The sequence below is a fragment of the Parabacteroides johnsonii DSM 18315 genome (genome assembly GCF_025151045.1).
GTDB lineage: Bacteria > Bacteroidota > Bacteroidia > Bacteroidales > Tannerellaceae > Parabacteroides > Parabacteroides johnsonii.
The window spans coordinates 1,708,009-1,727,258 of sequence record NZ_CP102285.1 but is presented as its reverse complement, the minus strand read 5'-3'; the positions used below and the strand labels follow the sequence as shown (position 1 = coordinate 1,727,258).

The 19,250-nt window shown below is 49.7% G+C and carries 12 protein-coding genes; 11 read left to right on the top strand and 1 reads right to left on the bottom strand.

Features of this window, described 5'->3' with window-relative positions:
• Positions 1-2: 2 nt before the first annotated feature.
• Positions 3-890: an AraC family transcriptional regulator gene (locus tag NQ564_RS07165; RefSeq protein ID WP_129650383.1), complete on the bottom strand. Its 888-nt coding sequence runs from the start codon at positions 888-890 to the stop codon at positions 3-5.
• 101 nt (positions 891-991) lie between these two features.
• On the opposite strand from NQ564_RS07165, the gene NQ564_RS07160 reads away from it, so the two are divergent.
• The 11 genes from NQ564_RS07160 (at position 992) to NQ564_RS07110 (ending at position 19,175) form a co-directional block, all read left to right on the top strand.
• Positions 992-2,470 carry a rhamnulokinase gene (locus NQ564_RS07160; RefSeq protein ID WP_129649953.1) on the top strand — a complete coding sequence of 493 codons (1,479 nt, stop codon included), beginning with the start codon at positions 992-994 and terminating at the stop codon, positions 2,468-2,470.
• 4 nt (positions 2,471-2,474) lie between these two features.
• Positions 2,475-3,731 (top strand): L-rhamnose isomerase, encoded by a 1,257-nt coding sequence (locus tag NQ564_RS07155; protein WP_008149387.1) that lies wholly within the window; start codon positions 2,475-2,477, stop codon positions 3,729-3,731.
• A 1-nt stretch (position 3,732) separates the two neighbouring features.
• Positions 3,733-4,758 carry an L-rhamnose/proton symporter RhaT gene (gene rhaT / locus NQ564_RS07150; RefSeq protein WP_008149389.1) on the top strand — a complete coding sequence of 342 codons (1,026 nt, stop codon included), beginning with the start codon at positions 3,733-3,735 and terminating at the stop codon, positions 4,756-4,758.
• A 56-nt stretch (positions 4,759-4,814) separates the two neighbouring features.
• Positions 4,815-5,615 carry a rhamnulose-1-phosphate aldolase gene (gene rhaD, locus NQ564_RS07145; RefSeq protein WP_008157533.1) on the top strand — a complete coding sequence of 267 codons (801 nt, stop codon included), beginning with the start codon at positions 4,815-4,817 and terminating at the stop codon, positions 5,613-5,615.
• Between the two features lie 129 nt (positions 5,616-5,744).
• Positions 5,745-7,496 carry an alpha-L-rhamnosidase-related protein gene (locus NQ564_RS07140; protein ID WP_129649951.1) on the top strand — a complete coding sequence of 584 codons (1,752 nt, stop codon included), beginning with the start codon at positions 5,745-5,747 and terminating at the stop codon, positions 7,494-7,496.
• 17 nt (positions 7,497-7,513) lie between these two features.
• The gene (locus NQ564_RS07135) at positions 7,514-10,093 is read left to right on the top strand and encodes a family 78 glycoside hydrolase catalytic domain (protein WP_129649949.1); all 2,580 of its coding nucleotides are present in this window, start codon (positions 7,514-7,516) and stop codon (positions 10,091-10,093) included.
• A gap of 11 nt (positions 10,094-10,104) precedes the next feature.
• Complete coding sequence (locus NQ564_RS07130) at positions 10,105-12,297, top strand: alpha-L-rhamnosidase-related protein (RefSeq protein WP_008149399.1); 2,193 nt, start codon at positions 10,105-10,107, stop codon at positions 12,295-12,297.
• Between the two features lie 327 nt (positions 12,298-12,624).
• Positions 12,625-13,617 carry a DNA/RNA non-specific endonuclease gene (locus NQ564_RS07125; protein ID WP_008149402.1) on the top strand — a complete coding sequence of 331 codons (993 nt, stop codon included), beginning with the start codon at positions 12,625-12,627 and terminating at the stop codon, positions 13,615-13,617.
• Between the two features lie 158 nt (positions 13,618-13,775).
• Positions 13,776-14,825: an efflux RND transporter periplasmic adaptor subunit gene (locus NQ564_RS07120; protein ID WP_008157539.1), complete on the top strand. Its 1,050-nt coding sequence runs from the start codon at positions 13,776-13,778 to the stop codon at positions 14,823-14,825.
• Positions 14,826-14,836: 11 nt separating this feature from the next.
• Positions 14,837-17,878, top strand: coding sequence for an efflux RND transporter permease subunit (locus NQ564_RS07115; RefSeq protein ID WP_008149406.1), 3,042 nt, complete (start codon positions 14,837-14,839; stop codon positions 17,876-17,878).
• 4 nt (positions 17,879-17,882) lie between these two features.
• Complete coding sequence (locus NQ564_RS07110; RefSeq protein ID WP_036608292.1) at positions 17,883-19,175, top strand: TolC family protein; 1,293 nt, start codon at positions 17,883-17,885, stop codon at positions 19,173-19,175.
• Positions 19,176-19,250: the final 75 nt, after the last annotated feature.

Genomic DNA, 19,250 nt, shown 5'->3' with positions numbered 1-19,250 from the left:
CCTCAATGCGCCCTTTCGCGGAACTCCGACGGTGTCACTCCCTCTTTCTTCTTGAAAAAGGTGGAAAACTGCCCGGCATTCTCGAATTTGAGGCTGTAGGCTATTTCCGAGATATTCATACTGCTGCTGGTAAGCAGTTCCTTTGCCTTCAGGAGTTTTTGTTGCAGTTGGTACTGGGCGGGCGATACGCCTGTATATTCTTTGAACATACGGCGGAACCAGGAGTAACCGAGCCCCAGGCGGGAGGCTATTTCTTCAGGCGTCAACGGGTTTTCCACTTGCTCTTTCATCAGGATGCGCGCTTCGTTGATCTTATCCACTACATAGGTATTCGTAAAGGAGTTGTTTCTTCTTTTGTAATAGACGGTACCTAATATGTGGAGAACGATACTCGAAATCATCTCCTGGTAACCCGTTTTTTCCTCGGAGGCGAATTTCAGGATATCTTCATACAGTCCGACGATCGTCGCGCTGAGTCCGATGTGCTGTAACGGCTCCTCGCGGGTAAAAAAGCGTTTCTCCACGCGTCGGTCGATGTGAATGCCGCGAAAGCCTACCCAGTATTCGTCCCAGCCTGTCTCGCTGTCAGGGTAGTAGCTGTGCCATTCTCCCGGAAAAAGCAAGATCATCGTGCCTGCGTTTATCTTTTGCATCTTGCAGGATTGTGAGGAGAAGTAACCGCTTCCCTTCGTGATATAGACCAGTTGATATTCGTTCAGGATTCGTCCGGTCTGCGGCTTGAAGTTATAATTGTCCGGATGCTTCGAAAGAGGATAGTTCCCTTTCGGGGGAATAAACTGGTAGCCTACAGTCGTGACGACAATTCCCCACTCTTCGTCTATCGCGCTTATCGTCAGGTATCTTAATTGATCGCTTAGTTGTTTCTCCATCTCCTCTGTCAGATTTGAAAGGTTTAAAATCATTTTCAAAAGCAAAGATAGTAATTTACCGTTTACTTTTGCAATCATAAAACAAACAACTTTGTTGTACCATGAAGAAATATAACTTTTTAGCCTTTGACATAGGAGCGACCAGCGGACGTGCCGTATTAGGGACTTTGGTTGGTGACAAATTTGAAATGCAGGAGCTCCACCGCTTCCCGAATGCGATCATGGAGTTGCATGGAAAATATTACTGGAACATCTATCAGTTGTATGATGCCTTGAAAGAAAGCCTTACGATTTGTGCACGCCGGAACGTGGTGCCGGACTCTATCGGGATCGATACCTGGGGTGTCGATTTCGGATATCTGTCGAAAGACGGTACGCTGTTGGGACTGCCGCGTGCGTATCGCGATCCTTATACGGAAGGGGCGCCGGAAGAATATTTCCAGCGGATTCCCCGGTCGGAAGTCTACCGGCTTACCGGCATACAGATCATGAATTTTAATAGTGTTTTCCAGTTGTTCCGGGCCGGGCAGGAAGACTTCGGACCGTTGAAGGCTGCCGAGGAGATCCTCTTTATGCCCGATTTGCTTTCCTACCTGTTGACGGGCAAAAAGGTTTGCGAATATACGGATGCTTCCACTTCGGGACTGCTGAATCCGGCGACGAAGGAGTTCGAGGCGTCCTTGTTGGAAGCGGCCGGTGTAGCCCCCTCTATCATGCGCCCGGTAGTGATGCCGGGAACAGTGGTAGGGGAGTTGACCGACGCGCTTGCCCGGGAAACGGGGATCGGCAAAGTACCGGTCATAGCGGTCGCCGGTCACGACACGGCTTCGGCCGTCGCGGCTGTCCCGGCTTCGGACCGGGAGTTTGCCTACCTTAGCAGCGGCACGTGGAGCCTTATGGGGATCGAAACGGAGGAACCGATTATCTCGGAAGAATCTTTCCTGCATAATTTTACGAACGAAGGTGGTATAGACGGGACGACCCGTTTCCTGAAAAATATCACAGGAATGTGGCTGCTCGAACAGTGCCGGAAAGAGTGGGAGAAGGCCGGGCGCGATTATTCTTATCCTGCGATTGTCAAGATGGCGGAGCGGGCGACACCTTTCCGCTGTTTTGTGAATCCCGACGATCCGCGTTTTGCCAATCCGCCCAGCATGACGGAGGCGATCAGGGCCTATTGCCGCGAGACGGGGCAGCCGGAGCCTAAGGAAGATGACGAGTTTATCCGTTGTATCTTTGAAAGTCTGGCATTCCGCTACAAGGAGGTGCTGGCGTTATTATCCGGAATAGCTCCTTTCCCGATCCGTAGATTGCATGTGATCGGGGGTGGTTCGATGAATAATCTTCTCAATCAATTTACGGCAAATGTAATCAATATGCCGGTTGTGGCAGGACCTTCCGAGGCGACGGCAATCGGCAACTGTATGGTGCAGGCGAGGGCGGCAGGATTAGTGGCCGACCGCTGGGAGATGCGCCGTTTGATCAACTCTTTCCTCTCGCCGGCTGTCTTTCTGCCGGAAGGTAACGGCGAGTGGGAAGAGGCTTTTAAGAAATATCAATCTATAACCTCAAAAAAATAAGACCATGACAAAAGAAAACATTATCAGACAAGCGTATGAAGCAGCTGTTGAACGCTATGCAGCTGTCGGTGTAGATGTAAAAGAGGCAATGGACAAATTGCAGAAAATTTCTCTCTCCATGCATTGTTGGCAGGCGGACGACGTGAGCGGCTTCGAGAACCAGGGTGGTTCGCTGACGGGCGGAATCCAGGTGACAGGCAACTATCCGGGACGTGCCCGCACGATCGACGAAGTTCGTGCCGATGTCCTGAAAGCGGCTTCGCTGATCGCTGGTAAACATCGCTTGAACCTGCATGAAATATATGGTGACTTCCAAGGCAAGAAGGTCGATCGTGATGAAGTGGAACCTGCTCATTTTGAAAGTTGGATGCAGTGGGCGAAAGAAAACGGGATGAAACTGGATTTCAACAGCACTTCTTTCTCGCATCCGAAGAGTGGCGACCTGACGTTGGCGAATCCGGACGACGCGATCCGTAATTTCTGGATCGAACATACGAAGCGCTGCCGCTGGATCAGCGAGGAGATGGGTAAATATCAGGATGATCCCTGTATCATGAACCTTTGGATTCATGACGGCAGCAAGGAAGTCCCCGCCAGCCGTCTCAAATACCGTCAGATATTGGAACAGTCATTGGACGAGATTTTTGCAACCGAGTATAAAAATATGAAGGACTGTATCGAAGCAAAACTGTTCGGTATCGGCCTGGAAAGTTATACGGTCGGTTCCTATGATTTCTACTTAGGCTACGGTGCGAAGAAGAATAAGATCGTGACACTCGACACAGGCCATTTCCATCTGACGGAAAGTATTGCCGACAAGGTTTCGGCCTTGCTTCTCTTTACACCGGAGATCATGTTGCACGTGAGCCGTCCGATTCGTTGGGACAGCGACCATGTGGTGATCCTGAGTGACGACTTGCTCGATTTGGCACGTGAAATCATCCGTTGCAAGGCATTGGATCGGGTGCATATCGGTTTGGACTATTTCGATGCGACGATCAACCGTATCGGGGCGTACGTGATCGGTTGCCGTGCGACACAAAAAGCCTTTATGCAAGCTCTTCTTGAACCCTCTGCAACCTTGCAACAATACGAAGCTGAAGGCAAGTTTTTCCAGCGTTTGGCTTTGCAGGAGGAAATGAAGAGTCTTCCGTGGACGGCTGTCTGGGATATGTTCTGCCTGCAAAACGATGTGCCGGTAGGTGAGGATTATATTGCAGAGATAGAGAAATATGAAGCCGAAGTGACAAGCAAACGATAATATGGAAATAATCATTGGATTAATTATAATTGCAATCGGCAGCTTCGGACAGAGTAGTTCCTATGTTCCGATCAATAAAGTCAAGGATTGGAGTTGGGAAAGTTTCTGGCTGGTGCAGGGCATTTTTGCCTGGCTCGTCTTTCCGTTCTTAGGGGCGCAACTGGCCATTCCCGACGGTAGCAGCCTTTCGGAACTGTGGAGTGCCGGCGGAGCTGCGGGAGCTGTTATCTACGGAGTCCTGTGGGGAATCGGCGGCCTGACCTTCGGGTTGAGCATGCGTTATTTGGGGGTGGCGCTCGGCCAGAGCATCGCGCTTGGAACGTGTGCCGGTTTCGGAACGCTTTTCCCGGCAGTTTTTGGCGGAACGGATTTGTTTCATGGCGATGGACTGGTCTTGCTGATCGGTGTATGTATCACGCTTGCCGGTATCGCTGTGATCGGATATGCCGGAAGTCTTCGATCCCGTAATATGACTGAGGAAGAGAAGAAAGCGGCTGTAAAGGATTTTGCGTTGACGAAAGGCTTGCTTGTCGCTCTTTTGGCCGGTGTGATGAGTGCCTGCTTCAATCTGGGCCTGGAGTCCGGTGCTCCGATTCTTGAGAAGGCGAAACAGTCCGGTGCAAGCGAATTGTTCGCACTGAACCCGGTCATCCTGTTAGTGACGATCGGAGGCTTTATCACGAACGCTTCTTATTGTCTCTTCCAGAATGTAAAGAACGGGACGGGGAAAGATTATTTTTCCGTATCGGGCGGTACTTTGCTGAATAATGTCTTATTTTGCGCGTTGGCAGGTGTTTTGTGGTATTCGCAATTCTTCGGGCTGGGAATGGGAAAGAGCTATTTTGCCGATTCTCCGGTGATGTTGGCTTTTTCATGGAGTATCCTGATGTCGCTGAATGTGATCTTCAGCAATGTGTGGGGCATTATCCTGAAAGAATGGAAAGGGGTGAGCCGGCAGACGATCATCGTTCTGATATGCGGCATGTGTCTCCTGATATTCTCGCTTTTGCTGCCTAATTTGATTTAAGATGACGGTTTTAAGTTGGGGGCGTGTCCCTCATAAAAAAAGATATAATAAGTAAAATGGAAACAATCAGAAACAATGAAAAATTGATGGCCGAGATCGGCCGTATCGCCGAAGTGGCCGGTTATCTCTGGACAAAAGGATGGGCGGAACGTAACGGCGGTAACATTTCCGTAAACCTGACCGACCTGATGAGCGACGTCGAAAAAGCGCTCCCCGCACTGGGGCCGGCTATTCCGTTGCAGGAAGCAATGACCGCCCTCGCCGGGCATATTTTCTATGTCACCGGTACCGGAAAGCGGATGCGCTATGTCGCACAGAACCCGTTTGCCAACGGTTCCCTGATCCGTATCGCCGGGGATGGTAAAAGTTATGATATCATAGCCGAGCAATTGATTTTGCCGACCTCCGAACTGCCTTCTCATCTGATGATGCATAATTATCTGCGTGCAATGGGCCGTGACAATAAAGTCGTTCTGCATACGCACCCGACCGATCTGATCGGCATGACGCATTGCAAACCCTTCCTGGATTCGGAGGTCATCACCCGCACGTTGTGGAGCATGATTCCCGAATGCCGTATCATTGTCCCGAAAGGTGTCGGTATCGTTCCGTATGAAATCCCCGGAACGTTGGATTTGGCACGTGCCACCATCAAGCAATTGGAAAAACATGATGTCGTATTCTGGGAAAAGCATGGAATTTTGGCAGTCGGTGAAGACCTGATCGAATGCTTCGACGCAATCGACACATTGAGCAAATCCGCCCAAATCTATTTCAGTGCACGCATGGCTGGATACGAACCCGCCGGCATGACCGACAAACAGTTGGATGATTTGGTTCCGGCGTTCGGATTGTAATCGATTGTGATTGTATATGATGATTTATCGGTGCGCAATAAAAAAATGGTGTCCCGTAGGGGCGGGGTTCTACTCCGCCCAATGAAAATAACGTCCGATAAATCATCATCCATATAAATACCATGTACCATGAAACAATTATTTATTCTCCTATTCCTTTTCTCCTCCGTCTCGTTGTTTGCCCAGCAACGGGATAGCCGTGTTCGTGAATATCTTCCTCCTACGCGTATCGTATGGCAACAGGAAAGCCAATTAATACAAGGCGCAGACCATTTGCTTCTTCCCGGAAACGGACAATCCGATCTTGCCAACCGCTCGATCTGCCGCCTGACAAGTACCGACCGGCAACACCCGGCCATCCTCTTCGATTTCGGAAAAGAACTACAAGGCGGTCTTCAGATAGTAACCGGAATGCCATCTTCGCACGAGCCGATTACCGTCCGCATCCGTTTTGGCGAGTCTGTCAGTGAAGCGATGTGCGATATCGACGGAGCAAACGGAGCTACCAACGATCATGCCATGCGCGATTTTACCATTCGCCTGCCCTGGTTGGGAGTCATGGAAGTCGGTAATTCCGGTTTCCGTTTTGTGCGTATCGACCTCTTGGATGATTCCGTCGAATTGCAGTTGAAAGAGGTCCGTGCCATCTCTACTTTCCGTGATATTCCCTATAAAGGATCTTTCCGCTGCAACGACGAACGTTTGAACAATATCTGGCAGACCGGAGCCTACACCGTGCATCTGAATATGCAGGAATACCTTTGGGACGGGATCAAACGCGACCGCCTGGTCTGGGTGGGCGACCTGCATCCGGAAGTGATGGCCGTAAATACCGTTTTCGGTTATAATGAAGTCGTTCCGAAAAGCCTTGACCTGATTCGTGATATCACACCGTTACCTGGGTGGATGAATGGGATGTGCAGTTACTCCATCTGGTGGGTGCTGATCCAGCGTGACTGGTATTACTATCAGGGTGATTTGGCTTACTTGAAGGAGCAAAGGAATTATTTGACCGGTTTGCTTCGCCTTCTGATCTCTAAAGTCGGTGAAGACGGTGTGGAGAAGCTCGACGGAGGAGGCCGTTTCCTCGATTGGCCGTCCAGTGAAAATCCGGTAGCCATCGATGCCGGCTTGCAGGCCTTGATGTTACAGGCTATGAAAGCGGGCGGCGAACTTTGTAAGGTGTTGGGCGAAGATGCACTGGCAGCTGAATGCGACGTTGTAAGAAACAGGATGACCAAAGCCGCTTCGAAGGTGATAAAACCTTTCCTGAAATCCGGTGTCGCACCGGACGCGCCGGGATCGAAACAGGCGGCTTCCTTGTTGGCATTAGCCGGACTGATGAAGCCGGAAGAGGCTGATCGGAAATATCTCGCAGTTAATGGAGGGCATGGATTTTCTACTTTTTATGGCTATTATATGCTTCGTGCGATGGCAGCCGCCGGCAATTATCAAGGGGCGATCGACGTGATACGTCAATTTTGGGGAGCGATGCTTGATTTGGGTGCAACCACTTTCTGGGAAGATTTCAATTTAGACTGGTTGCCCGGTGCTTCCCGTATCGACGAGCTGGTGCCGGCAGGTAAGAAAGATATTCATGGTGGTTACGGGGCTTATTGCTATAAAGGTTTCCGCCATAGTCTCTGTCATGGCTGGGCTTCCGGTCCTACCTCTTGGTTGAGCGAATATGTATTGGGTGTCCAGGTGGTGGAACCGGGCTGCCGCGTTGTCCGGATCACACCGTATTTGGGAGATCTGGATTGGGTGGAAGGAACATTCCCGACTCCTTATGGCGTGATCACCATCCGTCACGAAAAAGGTGCCGACGGGAAAGTACGGAGCCAGATCGATGCGCCGTCCGAAGTAGAAATAGTACGATAATTAAATGATATAAAGATATGGGAAAGAAAAACACGCTGTTGATCTGCTCGCTTGCTTTCCTCTCCTTGATGGGATGTAAAGGTAAAAACGAGCTTACAGTTCCAGTGAACCTTAGAACCGAATACCTGCGCGAACCGATCGGGTTGGATACTAAAAGTCCCCGTTTCACCTGGGAATACAAAGGAGGTGAGAAGAACTTCTTAGCCTCCCGTTCGGAAATCCGTATCGGGACCTCGCCGGATAACCTGCAACCGTACACCGGCAATATGATATTGAAACCGCATACTCGTTACTATTGGAACGTGACGGTATGGGATCAGGACGGAGAAATTTGCGAGACTTCGGAGACGGCTACTTTCGAGACGGCCAAGCTCGATCCGTCCGACTGGTCGGGAAAATGGATAACCGACAGCCATGATAAGGAATTCGAGCCGGCACCCATGTTCCGAAAAACCTTCACCTTGGGAAAAGAGATCGAAGAAGCTCGCGTGTATGTGGCTGCTGCCGGTTATTACGATCTGTTTATCAACGGTAAGCGGGTAGGAGAGAACTACCTCGATCCGGGCTATACGCATTTCGACAAACGTATCCTGTATGTGACGCACGATGTGACTCCTTTGTTGAAGAAAGGTGAAAATGCAGTCGCTTCGGTGTTGGGCAACGGCTGGCACAACATACAGTCCAAGGCTGTCTGGGATTTCGAGACTGCCCGTTGGCGTAACCGTCCCCGGATGCTCTGCGAACTGCGCCTCCGCTATACCGACGGTACGACCGAGGTTATCGCTACCGATGAGAGTTGGCGTACGGCGACTGGCCCTTATACTTATAATAATATTTATAGCGGTGACAAATACGATGCCACATTGGAAGAGAACGGTTGGAACACGAACGAGTTTGACGACAGCAAGTGGGCTCCGGTACAAGTAACGGAAGCTCCGGCCCCCTTGTTGGTTGCCCAGCAGATGCCGGGTATCCGGATTACGGAAGAATTGTCGCCTGTCTCGATGAAGAAGTTCAGCGACAAACTCTATGTATTCTCCTTCGAAAAGAACTTTGCCGGCCTGTCCCGCTTAAAAGTGAAAGGCGCTCCCGGTACGAGGGTTACCCTGAAGCATGGAGAGCTGCTGAAAACGGATGGCCGTCTGGAACCGGGAAATATCGATGTCTATTATCACCCTGTGAAACCGGGGGAGGTTTTCCAGATGGACGTGTTCACGCTGAAAGGAACGGGCGAAGAGGAAGTCTTTATGCCTTCATTCGCCTATCACGGTTTTCAGCATGTGGAGGTCGAAAGTTCGGCTCCCGTAACCTTGACAAAGGAGAGTTTGACCGGATTGTTTATGCATACGGCGGTAGAGCCCGTCGGTTCTTTCTCCTGCTCCAATCCGTTGTTGAACAAGATATGGAAGGCGACAATGGAAGCCTACCGCAGCAACCTGCACAGTATTCCGACCGACTGTCCGCAGCGTGAAAAGAACGGCTGGACGGCCGATGCACATGTCGCGATCGATCTCGCCCTGTTAGGGTTCGACGGTATCACATTGTATGAGAAATGGATGAATGACTTCATCGACAACCAACGTGAAGCCGGTGAAATCTCCGGCATTATCCCCTCCAGCGGTTGGGGATATGGCGAATGGCCTGGCCCGGTATGGGATGCCGCCATGTTTATCATTCCGAACGCCTTGTATGATTATTACGGTGAAACGCGCAGCATCGAGAATCTTTATCCTACGATGTTGCGTTATCTGGATTATCTGAAAACGAAAGAGAAGGACGGTGGCTACCTGACCTTCGGTTTAGGGGATTGGGTGTACTGGAAGTCTACGACCAACAATACCTATACCTCTACCGCCTATTATTATCTGGATTATACCTTGATGGCCCGTTTCGCCGAATTGTTGGGCAAAGATGCCGCTCCTTACCGGCAAAAAGCCGATGAACTGAAAGACTTGGTCAATCGTAAATTCTTCAATCCCGAAACGGGAGTCTATGCGGAAGGAACCCAGACAGCACAGGCGATCGCCCTCTATTTGGGAATTGTACCGGAAGGGAAAGAGCAGTTGGTGGCCGATAAACTTTGCGAGGTCGTGCGTGCCAACAATCATTTCCTCGATTTCGGCCTGTTGGGAAGCAAGTCTGTTCCGGCTATGCTGACCCGCTACGGCTATGTCGAGGACGCGATGAAGATGATTACGAAGACGGAAGCTCCCTCCTGGGGGTATTGGGTGGAAACAATGGGATATACGACGCTGCCTGAAACCTGGACCTTGAGTCCGCAGTTCCGGGATGCCTCTCTGAACCATGTCTTTATGGGAGATGTCTCTGCTTGGATGATGAACCAGCTTGCCGGTATCAATTATGATGCTGCCGGACCTGGTTTCCGCCACATTCTGATTACTCCTCATTTTGTGGAAGGAATGGATTGGGCGAAAGGTGAGTACCATTCCGTACGCGGATTGATCTCGAGCCAGTGGAAACGGGAGGGAGACAAAGTCACCCTTACCGTGACGATCCCGTCCGGCTGTACGGCCGATATCCGTGTCGGCGATAAGACGGAGACGGTCGGATCAGGTACATATGTGAATACTTATTAAACGAGAATACCATGAAACACTATTTCCTGTTGCTGCTGTTGATCGGATGTATCGCTTCCGGCCGGGCCGAATCCGGCTGGAAAGCGCATTGGATCAATACGGAACGTTGCCAGAGCGCGACGAATACCTGGCTGGCTTTCCGTAAAACCGTTCATATAGACAAGGTCCCGCAAACACTTACCGCCCGTATCGCTGCCGATAGCAAATATTGGTTGTGGATAAACGGCCGCTTGGTCGTCTTTGAAGGGGGATTGAAACGGGGACCTTCTCCTGATGATACTTATTACGATCCGGTCGAGATCGCGCCTTATCTGCAAAACGGTGAGAATACCATTGCTGTGCTGGTCTGGCATTTCGGCAAAAGCGGGTTCAGCCATGTGAACAGCGGGCTGGCTGCCTTGCTGTTTGAAGCGGTCGCTCCCGGAATCGAGATCGTTTCCGACAAGAGCTGGCAATGCACTGTATATGATGCTTATCAGAATACGGGTGCTCCCTATCCCAATTATCGCTTGCCGGAGAGCAATATCCGTTTTGATGCCCGGATGGAAATGTCCGGATGGAACCAGCCCGGCTATACGGGCAAGATGCCGAATGCCGAAGTTATTTCTCCTGTCGGGGGCGCACCTTTAGGCAAGTTGGTCGAGCGTCCGATACCCTTGTGGAAAGACTATGGCTTGAAGCCGTATGTCAGTGTCCGCCGGTCGGCTGCCGGCGATACGCTTTATTGCCGCCTGCCTTATAATAGCCAGGTGACTCCTTACCTGAAAGTGGAAGCTCCTGCCGGTAAGGTGATCCATATCCGGACGGACAATTATGAGGGTGGTTCACAATATAACGTCCGCGCCGAATATGTCACGCGCGACGGTGTGCAGGAATACGAGAGTTTAGGCTGGATGAACGGTCACGAGATGCTATATATCCTGCCGGAAGGCGTGAAGGTGTTGGACGTGAAATTCCGGGAGACCGGTTACAATACCGAATTTACGGGTTCTTTCAGTTGCAACGATCCGTTTATGAACGAACTTTGGAAACGTTCGGCCCGTACCTTATATATAACGATGCGCGACAGCTATATGGATTGTCCGGATCGTGAACGGGCGCAATGGTGGGGTGACGAAGTGAACGAATTGGGTGAGGCTTTCTATGCCCTTTCTCCCTCCAGTCATAAATTGGCGCTGAAAGGGATTCACGAGCTGATGAACTGGCAACGCGAAGACGGTGTGATTTTCGCTCCGGCCCCGGCTGGCAACTGGCGGAAGGAACTGCCGTTGCAAATGCTGGCTTCGGTGGGCTGGTACGGTTTCTACACCCAGTATTATTATAGTGGCGACAGTAGCTTTGTCGCCGGTATTTACGACCGTATGCACCGTTACTTGCACGAAGTATGGCAAGTGGACAAGAGTGGCCTGGTCATTGAGCGCGACGGTGACTGGAGTTGGGGTGATTGGGGAGAAAACATCGATATGGGCGTGTTGGCCAACTGCTGGTATTACTTGGCCTTGAAAGCTGAGAAGGCTTTTGCCCTCCAACTCGGAAAAACGGCCGATGCCGACGAGATCAGCCGTATGATGTACAGCATCGGGAAATGTTTCGATACGAAGTTCTGGACAGGATCATCCTATCGTTCTCCCGGCTATAAGGGAGAAACGGACGACCGCGCACAAGCGATGGCTGTCGTTTCCGGCTTAGCTTCCGCTGATAAATATCCCGCCTTGGTTAAAGTGCTGAAAAAGGAATATCATGCCAGCCCTTATATGGAAAAGTATGTGCTTGAAGCCTTGTTCCGAATGAATGAACCGTCCTTTGCTTTGGAGAGGATGAAGCAGCGCTATACGAAAATGATGAATTATCCCGAATATACGACTTTGTTCGAAGGATGGGGGATCGGCCCGGACGGGTTCGGCGGCGGTACGATCAACCATGCATGGAGTGGTGGACCGCTGACACTGTTGAGCCAGAAAGTGTGTGGCATCGAACCAACCTCTCCTGGTTTCCGTTCCTTCAAAGTTTGCCCTCAAATGGGTACTTTGACCGAAGCTTCTGCCGCGATCGACACGCATTTCGGCAAGATCGAGGTGTCGCTGAAACGGAAGGGAAAAAAGATACAAGTCGCCCTTTCCGTCCCCGAAGGAACGACCGCCGAAGTCATCTGGCCCGACGGTTCCCGAAAGAATTTCGCTCCGGGGCGTCACCTGGCGAAATAGAGCTTGCCATATCCGGATAAATAATGAAAAGGCCGAGGTCTCCGAATAGGAACCCCCGGCCTTTTTTGCTATATGCCTGTTTATACCTTCACGCCTCTTTCCTGCGTACATACACTTTATGTCTTCCCCAACCGGAAAAAGTGATCCCACTGGAAGGTTCGTGGCGGATTTTGTAAGGTATTGGTTATACGGATTTGGACCAACTGGTGTGCATTGGGGCACTTTTTTCTAACAATCCAAACCAATACATTCCCTTCGCATGTGTTGTATAGCATCTTTATATTGTCTACTTTTGCGCCTGAGTAGGAATAGGTTTTATCAAGAGAGATGGCAAAGAGAAAAAGCGTAAGGAAACCGCGGAAAAAAGTTCAAAAGACTTCGTCCTTCCTTTCCACAGTGAAGCGAATGTTTATTGGCGCCTTTATCGTAGTGGCTTGTTTTATAGGATTTCTGTTTATATATGATTTCTTTGCTCCGATGGCCGGACATGAACCGGTGGCTTTGGAGAAAAAGGGGCAGGAGACTGTTTCTTCTAAAAAGGCTGTAACCGCTCCGAAACAAAAGGTGCAGGACAAAACATCCGCCAATAAAGCTCCTGCCAAACCTTCCACAAAGACATTTAAAATCCCCGCAAATACAGAGATACCCCGCTTAAAAGAGAAACGCCAAGAGCAGGTTATCAAACATGAAGGATATACGGTTTCTTATAATTCCGAGTACCGTATAGCCAACTGGGTTGCGTATGAATTGACGGCGACGGAAGCCAAAAGCAAAAAGACGGAACGCTCTAATAAGTTTGTATCCGACCCGCAGGTGAAAGGCGCAACGGCAATGAACGAGGATTATACGCGTTCTGGCTACGACCGTGGCCATTTAGCTCCGGCAGGCGATATGAAATGGTCTGCAAAAGCCATGCGCGAGTCTTTTTATCTGAGTAATATCTGCCCGCAAAAACCGAAATTAAACCGGGGTATCTGGAAAGACCTGGAGGAACAGTGCCGTTTGTGGGCGTTGGATAACGGTTCGCTTTTGATCGTTACGGGTCCTGTCATTACAGGCGATATGAAACGGTTAGGAAAAAACAAGGTGGCGATACCCAAATCTTTTTATAAGGTATTATGTTACCATACAGAGAAGGGTTATAAAGGTATCGGATTTCTTTTCGAAAATAGGGACTATAAAGATAATTCGCTGAAATCGATGGTGATACCTATCGATAGCGTGGAAAAGGTAACAGGCATTGACTTCTTCCCGTCTATCCCCGACGATCAGGAAAAAGAAATGGAGGCGACGGTCGATTGGAGCAGCTGGTCGTTTTAATGCATATATCCGAAAAATTTTGGAGGCTACACTTTGAAATCCGGTCGGAACCGGAACAATAGATTTTAAAAGAATGTTGTATTCTTATGGTATAAAAGCCTGGGTATGCAATTTATAATCAGAATATAATAATAACAAATAACTAAATGCAAGTTATCATGAATGGTAAATTAATCCCCGTTTTTGTATTGGCAGCATTGATGTCGTGTAGTCAGCCACCGGTGAAGGAGCAAGGTCCCCGCCCGGTGAAATTGACGGAAGTGACCTCATTGAACCTTGTGGAAAAGTCGTTTAGCGGTGTCGTATCGCCGGACCAGTTCAGTGATCTGGCCTTTAAAATGTCTGGACCGCTGATTTCGCTGAATGTGGATGAAGGGCAAAAAGTCCGTACGGGACAGGTTGTAGCAGAGATCGACCCACAGGATTTCAAATGGGAATATGAAGCGAAGAAGGCTTCTTTTCAAACAGCCGAAGCACAGTTGCAACGTGCGAAGAAGCTGTTATCCAAACAGGCTATCTCGAAGCAGGAGTATGAGACGACCGAAGCCTCTTATTCCAACGCAAAGGCTGCATTCGAATATGCACAGAACCAGCTGGAACAAACGAAACTGCGTGCTCCGTTCGATGGATTTATCCAGAAGAAGTATGTAGAGAACTATCAGAAGGTACAGGCCGGGCAGGGGATCGTTTGCCTGATCAACCCGAACAAGTTGCAGATTCAGTACACGATGCCTGAAACGAACATTACCTATTTCTCCACTCCTTATCAGATCTATGTGGAGTTTGACAACTATAAGGGAATCCGTTTCAAAGCGAAGGTGAAGGAATATGTGGAAGCGTCTCCCGATGGTTCCGGTGTTCCTGTCTTCCTGTATATCGACGATCCCGAATTTAATCTGAACAAATACAAAGTGGCTGTCGGATTCTCCTGCCGTGTGGTGTTGCATATCGAGAGTGCAAGCTTTAACGAGGGAGCGGTGCTGGCGCCTCTTTCCGCCATTGTAGCCAGTGAAGAAAATAACGACAAATTTGTCTTTGTCTATAATGCCCAGTCACAAAAGGTGGAACGTCGCCAGATCGAAGAATCAGGACTGGTTGGAAAAGACAATGTTGTGATAACCAAAGGACTGAATGCCGGTGACCAGGTCGTTTCGGCCGGAGCTACCCGTCTGGTTGAAGGACAACAGGTAAAAGTATTAACAGATTAAGCTGATAAATAATGAATCTTCCAGTATATTCCTTAGAGAATAAGAAGATTATATATTTCTTTTTGGCAGTGATGCTGATCGGGGGTATATATTCTTTCTTTAAATTGCCGAAAAAGGAGGACTCGCCTTTCGTAATCAAACAGGCTGTTCTGGTTACGCAATATCCGGGTGCTACTCCTCTGGAGGTAGAAAAATTGATAACGGAACCTATCGAACGGGAAATTCAGTCCATGTCGGATGTTTTTCAGATCAAGTCTGAATCTTATTTCGGCATGTCGAAGATCTCGATCGAATTGCAACCGACTTTGGCTCCGGATTATATGCCGGTCAAGTGGGATGAATTGCGCCGTAAGGTGGCTAACATACAACCCCGCCTTCCGAGCGGTGCTTCCGCCATTAACGTGAGCGATGACTTCGGGGACGTGTTCGGTATCTATTATGCCTTGACTGCCGACGAAGGCTTTACTTATGACGATATGCGCGATTGGGCGCAGAAGATCAAGACCGAGCTGACTCCTATCCAAGGAGTGCAGAAGGTCTATCTGTTTGCGGAACAAACGCAGGTTGTGAATGTGCGTATCTCCGTTCCCAAGCTGGCAAACCTGGGGATCGACCCGAACTCGATCCAGCAAGTCCTGCAGACCCAGAACCTGCTGGTCAATACAGGCGAGATCATGACCGGGACTTACCAGCTTCGTGTACGTGCCGAAGGTACTTATAAAAGCATAGAGGATATACGCGACCAGCTGATCGTGACAAAGGGAGGAGGCGAAGTGCGCCTGGGCGATATCGCTATCATCGAACGTGGCTATATGGACCCACCTTCCAACCTGATGCGTGTGGATGGCAAACGGGCCATCGGTATCGGTGTGGCTACGGGTGCGAAAGACGACGTGGTGGCTGTCGGCGATGCTGTTGCCGAACATTTGAAAGAGATGGAGCAGCTTTTCCCGATCGGTATGGAACTGAAAACCATTTATCCGGAAAACCAGATTGCCAACGAAGCGAATAACGGGTTTATCCTGAACCTGATCGAATCGTTGCTGATCGTAATTGTGATTATCTTCCTTGTGATGGGATCGCGTGCCGGTATGCTGGTGGGCAGTTCGCTGCTTTTCTCGGTAGGCGGTACGTTGCTGATTATGCTGATCTGGGGTGTCGGGCTGAACCGTACGTCCCTTGCCGCTTTCATCATTGCGATGGGTATGCTGGTGGATAACGCGATTGTGGTGACTGATAATGCGCAGGTCGGTATCAAGCGAGGCTTATCGCGTTACCAAGCGTTGGTCGATGGAGCTACCAAACCGCAGTGGGCGTTGTTGGGTGCGACCTTTATCGCTGTTTGTTCTTTCTTACCGATGTATTTGGCGCCGGCTTCTGTGGCCGAGATTGTCAAGCCGTTGTTTATCGTGCTTGCCGTGTCTCTCGGACTGAGTTGGATATTGGCTTTGACACAGACAACGACTTTCGGTAGCTTTATCCTGAAAGAAGCCAAGCCGGGTGAGTCAAAAGATCCGTATGACACGAAGTTGTATCATCAGTTTGAGAAAGTCCTGGCCCGTCTGATTAAGCGTCGTTATCTGACACTTACTTCGGTAGTGGCGACTTTGTTCTTATCCTTGTTTATCATGGCGATCATGCCGCAGAGTTTCTTCCCGATCATGAATAAGCCCTATTTCCGTGCCGACCTGATCTTCCCGGAAGGGTATGGTATCGACGATGTGGAAAGGAATGTGATCAAGATCGAGGACTATCTGAAGAATAACGAGAAGATCAAATCCTATTCGTTCACGTTGGGAGGCTCGCCGGTGCGTTATTACCTGGCAAGTTCTTCTATCGGCCCGAAACCGAACTTTGCTAATGTCTTGATCGAAACCAAGGATGCAAAAGATGCGCAGAGCGAAGAAAATAAGTTCTATGAATATATGGTCGCTAACTATCCGGATATTTTGACCCGTTCAGCTTTGTTTGCTTTGTCTCCTGTGCCCGATGCTGCAATTGAAATCGGGTTTGTTGGTGATAATATCGATACGCTGGTGGCTCTGACGCAGCGTGCACAAGAGATCGCCCGCAAGAATGACATGGTGATGGAAGTGCGCAACAGTTGGGGAAACAAGGTTCCGGTATGGAAGCCGTTGTACTCGCAGGAAAAAGGTCTTCGCTTGGGTATTACCCGCCAGCAGATGGCCTATTCGCTTCGTTCGGCAACCAATGGCGTGCCTTTAGGAGAATATCGCGAGGGGGATGTGTTCATGCCGATCCTGCTGAAAGATGCTGACCGGGATTCCATGAACTTGAACGATATCAAGACCTTGCCGGTCTACAGCGCCAAAGGCCGTTCGGTCAAAGTGGAGCAGGTGATCGACGACTTCTCGCTCGATTACGAGTACAGCGTCGTGAAGCGTTATAATCGCCAGCGTTATATGATGATGCAGTGTGAACCGAAACGTGGCGCCAATACAATGGCAGCTTTCAGCCAGTTGTGGCAGGAGATCCAGCAGGAGGTGCAGGTTCCCGAAGGATATAAACTGCAATACTTCGGCGAACAGTCCGAACAGGATAAAGGTAACAAGGCGATTGCCGCCAATATCCCGTTGATGTTCGGTTTGATTTATCTCACCTTGTTGTTCCTTTTCCCGAAATACTACCGGAAGCCGGTCTTGATCATGTGTATGTTGCCTCTGATCTTCATCGGTGTGGTATTGGGATTGCTGGTGTTCGGCAAGTCGCTCGATTTCTTTGCCATGTTAGGTCTGTTAGGCCTGATCGGTATGAATATCAAGAATGCGATCGTGCTGGTGGACGAAATTGGATTGCAGCTTGACAGTGGCCTGTCGCCGGTCAATGCGGTGATCGAGGCAACCAAGACGCGTATCGTTCCGGTAACGATGGCATCGGGCACAACGATCCTGGGCATGTTGCCATTGTTGGGTGATGCCATGTTTGCCGGTATGGCGGCGACGATTATGGGAGGTCTGTTCGTTTCGACCATCCTGACGATCTTCGTGCTTCCGGTGACCTATTGTATATTCTTTAAGATTAAATCGGTATAATAATATGAGAAATAAAATAATTATCGGTTGTATGCTGTTGGGGGCTTTATCTGTGGGAGCACAGGAAAAGCCCGTCACGGCTGCAGACTACAAGCAGAAAGTGCTTGAATATAGCCGTCAGATCAAACAGAGTGCGGAAGAGCGTATCGCGATGCAGCATGCTATCAAGGCGGCCAAGACCGCTTTCTTCCCGGCTCTCGACTTCTCCGGCAGTTACCAGTACCGTATCAATAAGTACGATTTGGATTTCGGTCCGGGTATGTCTGTCGAAATGGATCACAATACTTATAGTTTGGGAGCTACCGTAAGTCAACCTGTTTATGCCGGCGGACAAATCTACAACAATTACAAGGCCGCCCAGATACAGGGACAGATCGCTTCCGAAGCAGAAGACCTGACGACGGATAATATCGTGTATGCCGCCGACCTGAACTATTGGTCTGCGGCTGCCCGCAAAGGTATGTACGATGTCATGTGCCAGTATGTCGATATCGTGCAGGAATTGGCAAACGTGCTGACTACCCGTTTCAATGACGGGCAGATCAGTAAGACAGACCTCTTGCAGGTACAGTCGCGTTTGAAAGAAGCGGAATTGAACAAAAGCGCTGCGTACAAAGACTATCAGATTGCCTTGCAAAACCTGAACGTGCTGATGGGAGTTCCTCCTATGACACCGGTAGAGATTGCCGATGCCATCACGATGGTTCAGCCGTTGCCCATGCACATAGGGGAAGAGGCTGCTTTGCAGAACCGGCCGGATTTCACGATCTCTAAATTGAATATCGAATACCAGAAACGGCAGATCAACCTGTCAAAAGCAAAGTATAATCCGACACTGGCTATCGGTTTCCAGGGAACCTGGGGCACTCCGATGTTGAACGTGAAAGGGTCCGACCAGCTTTGGACACCTGCCGTGTTCGCCTCCCTGAAGATACCTTTGTTTCGTTGGGGAGCCCGTTTCAAAGAAGTGAATTCTCAGAAAGCTATCTTACGCAGTAAGGAATATGCGATGGATTATACACGCGATCAGATTTCTCAGGAAGTCGCCAACTCTTGGACCAGCCTGACGGAAAACACGAAGCAAATCAATGTCGCTGAAGAGGCCTGCAAGATTGCTGAAGAAAATCTCGACCTGAATACGTTCAGCTATAATGAGGGAAAACTTCCGATCCTCGACGTCCTTTCCGCCCAGCTTTCCTGGATTCAGTCCTATAGCAGCCTGATCCAGACCTGGTATCAGCAGAAAGCGTCCCTCGCCCAATATAATAAAGCGGTGGGTATTCGTCGCCTGCAGTAATCGGAAAACACCTTTATCACAATCTTTTTAGGCACGGATTTCACTGATTTACACGGATGAATTTATTTTTTCCGT

Coding starts and splice junctions, on each gene's coding strand:
- NQ564_RS07155 (WP_008149387.1), top strand. CDS start 2,475: ATGACAAAAGAAAACATTATCAGACAAGCGTATGAAGCAGCTGTTGAA.
- NQ564_RS07115 (WP_008149406.1), top strand. CDS start 14,837: ATGAATCTTCCAGTATATTCCTTAGAGAATAAGAAGATTATATATTTC.
- rhaD (WP_008157533.1), top strand. CDS start 4,815: ATGGAAACAATCAGAAACAATGAAAAATTGATGGCCGAGATCGGCCGT.
- NQ564_RS07110 (WP_036608292.1), top strand. CDS start 17,883: ATGAGAAATAAAATAATTATCGGTTGTATGCTGTTGGGGGCTTTATCT.
- NQ564_RS07160 (WP_129649953.1), top strand. CDS start 992: ATGAAGAAATATAACTTTTTAGCCTTTGACATAGGAGCGACCAGCGGA.
- NQ564_RS07120 (WP_008157539.1), top strand. CDS start 13,776: ATGAATGGTAAATTAATCCCCGTTTTTGTATTGGCAGCATTGATGTCG.
- rhaT (WP_008149389.1), top strand. CDS start 3,733: ATGGAAATAATCATTGGATTAATTATAATTGCAATCGGCAGCTTCGGA.
- NQ564_RS07135 (WP_129649949.1), top strand. CDS start 7,514: ATGGGAAAGAAAAACACGCTGTTGATCTGCTCGCTTGCTTTCCTCTCC.
- NQ564_RS07125 (WP_008149402.1), top strand. CDS start 12,625: ATGGCAAAGAGAAAAAGCGTAAGGAAACCGCGGAAAAAAGTTCAAAAG.
- NQ564_RS07165 (WP_129650383.1), bottom strand. CDS start 890: ATGGAGAAACAACTAAGCGATCAATTAAGATACCTGACGATAAGCGCG.
- NQ564_RS07130 (WP_008149399.1), top strand. CDS start 10,105: ATGAAACACTATTTCCTGTTGCTGCTGTTGATCGGATGTATCGCTTCC.
- NQ564_RS07140 (WP_129649951.1), top strand. CDS start 5,745: ATGAAACAATTATTTATTCTCCTATTCCTTTTCTCCTCCGTCTCGTTG.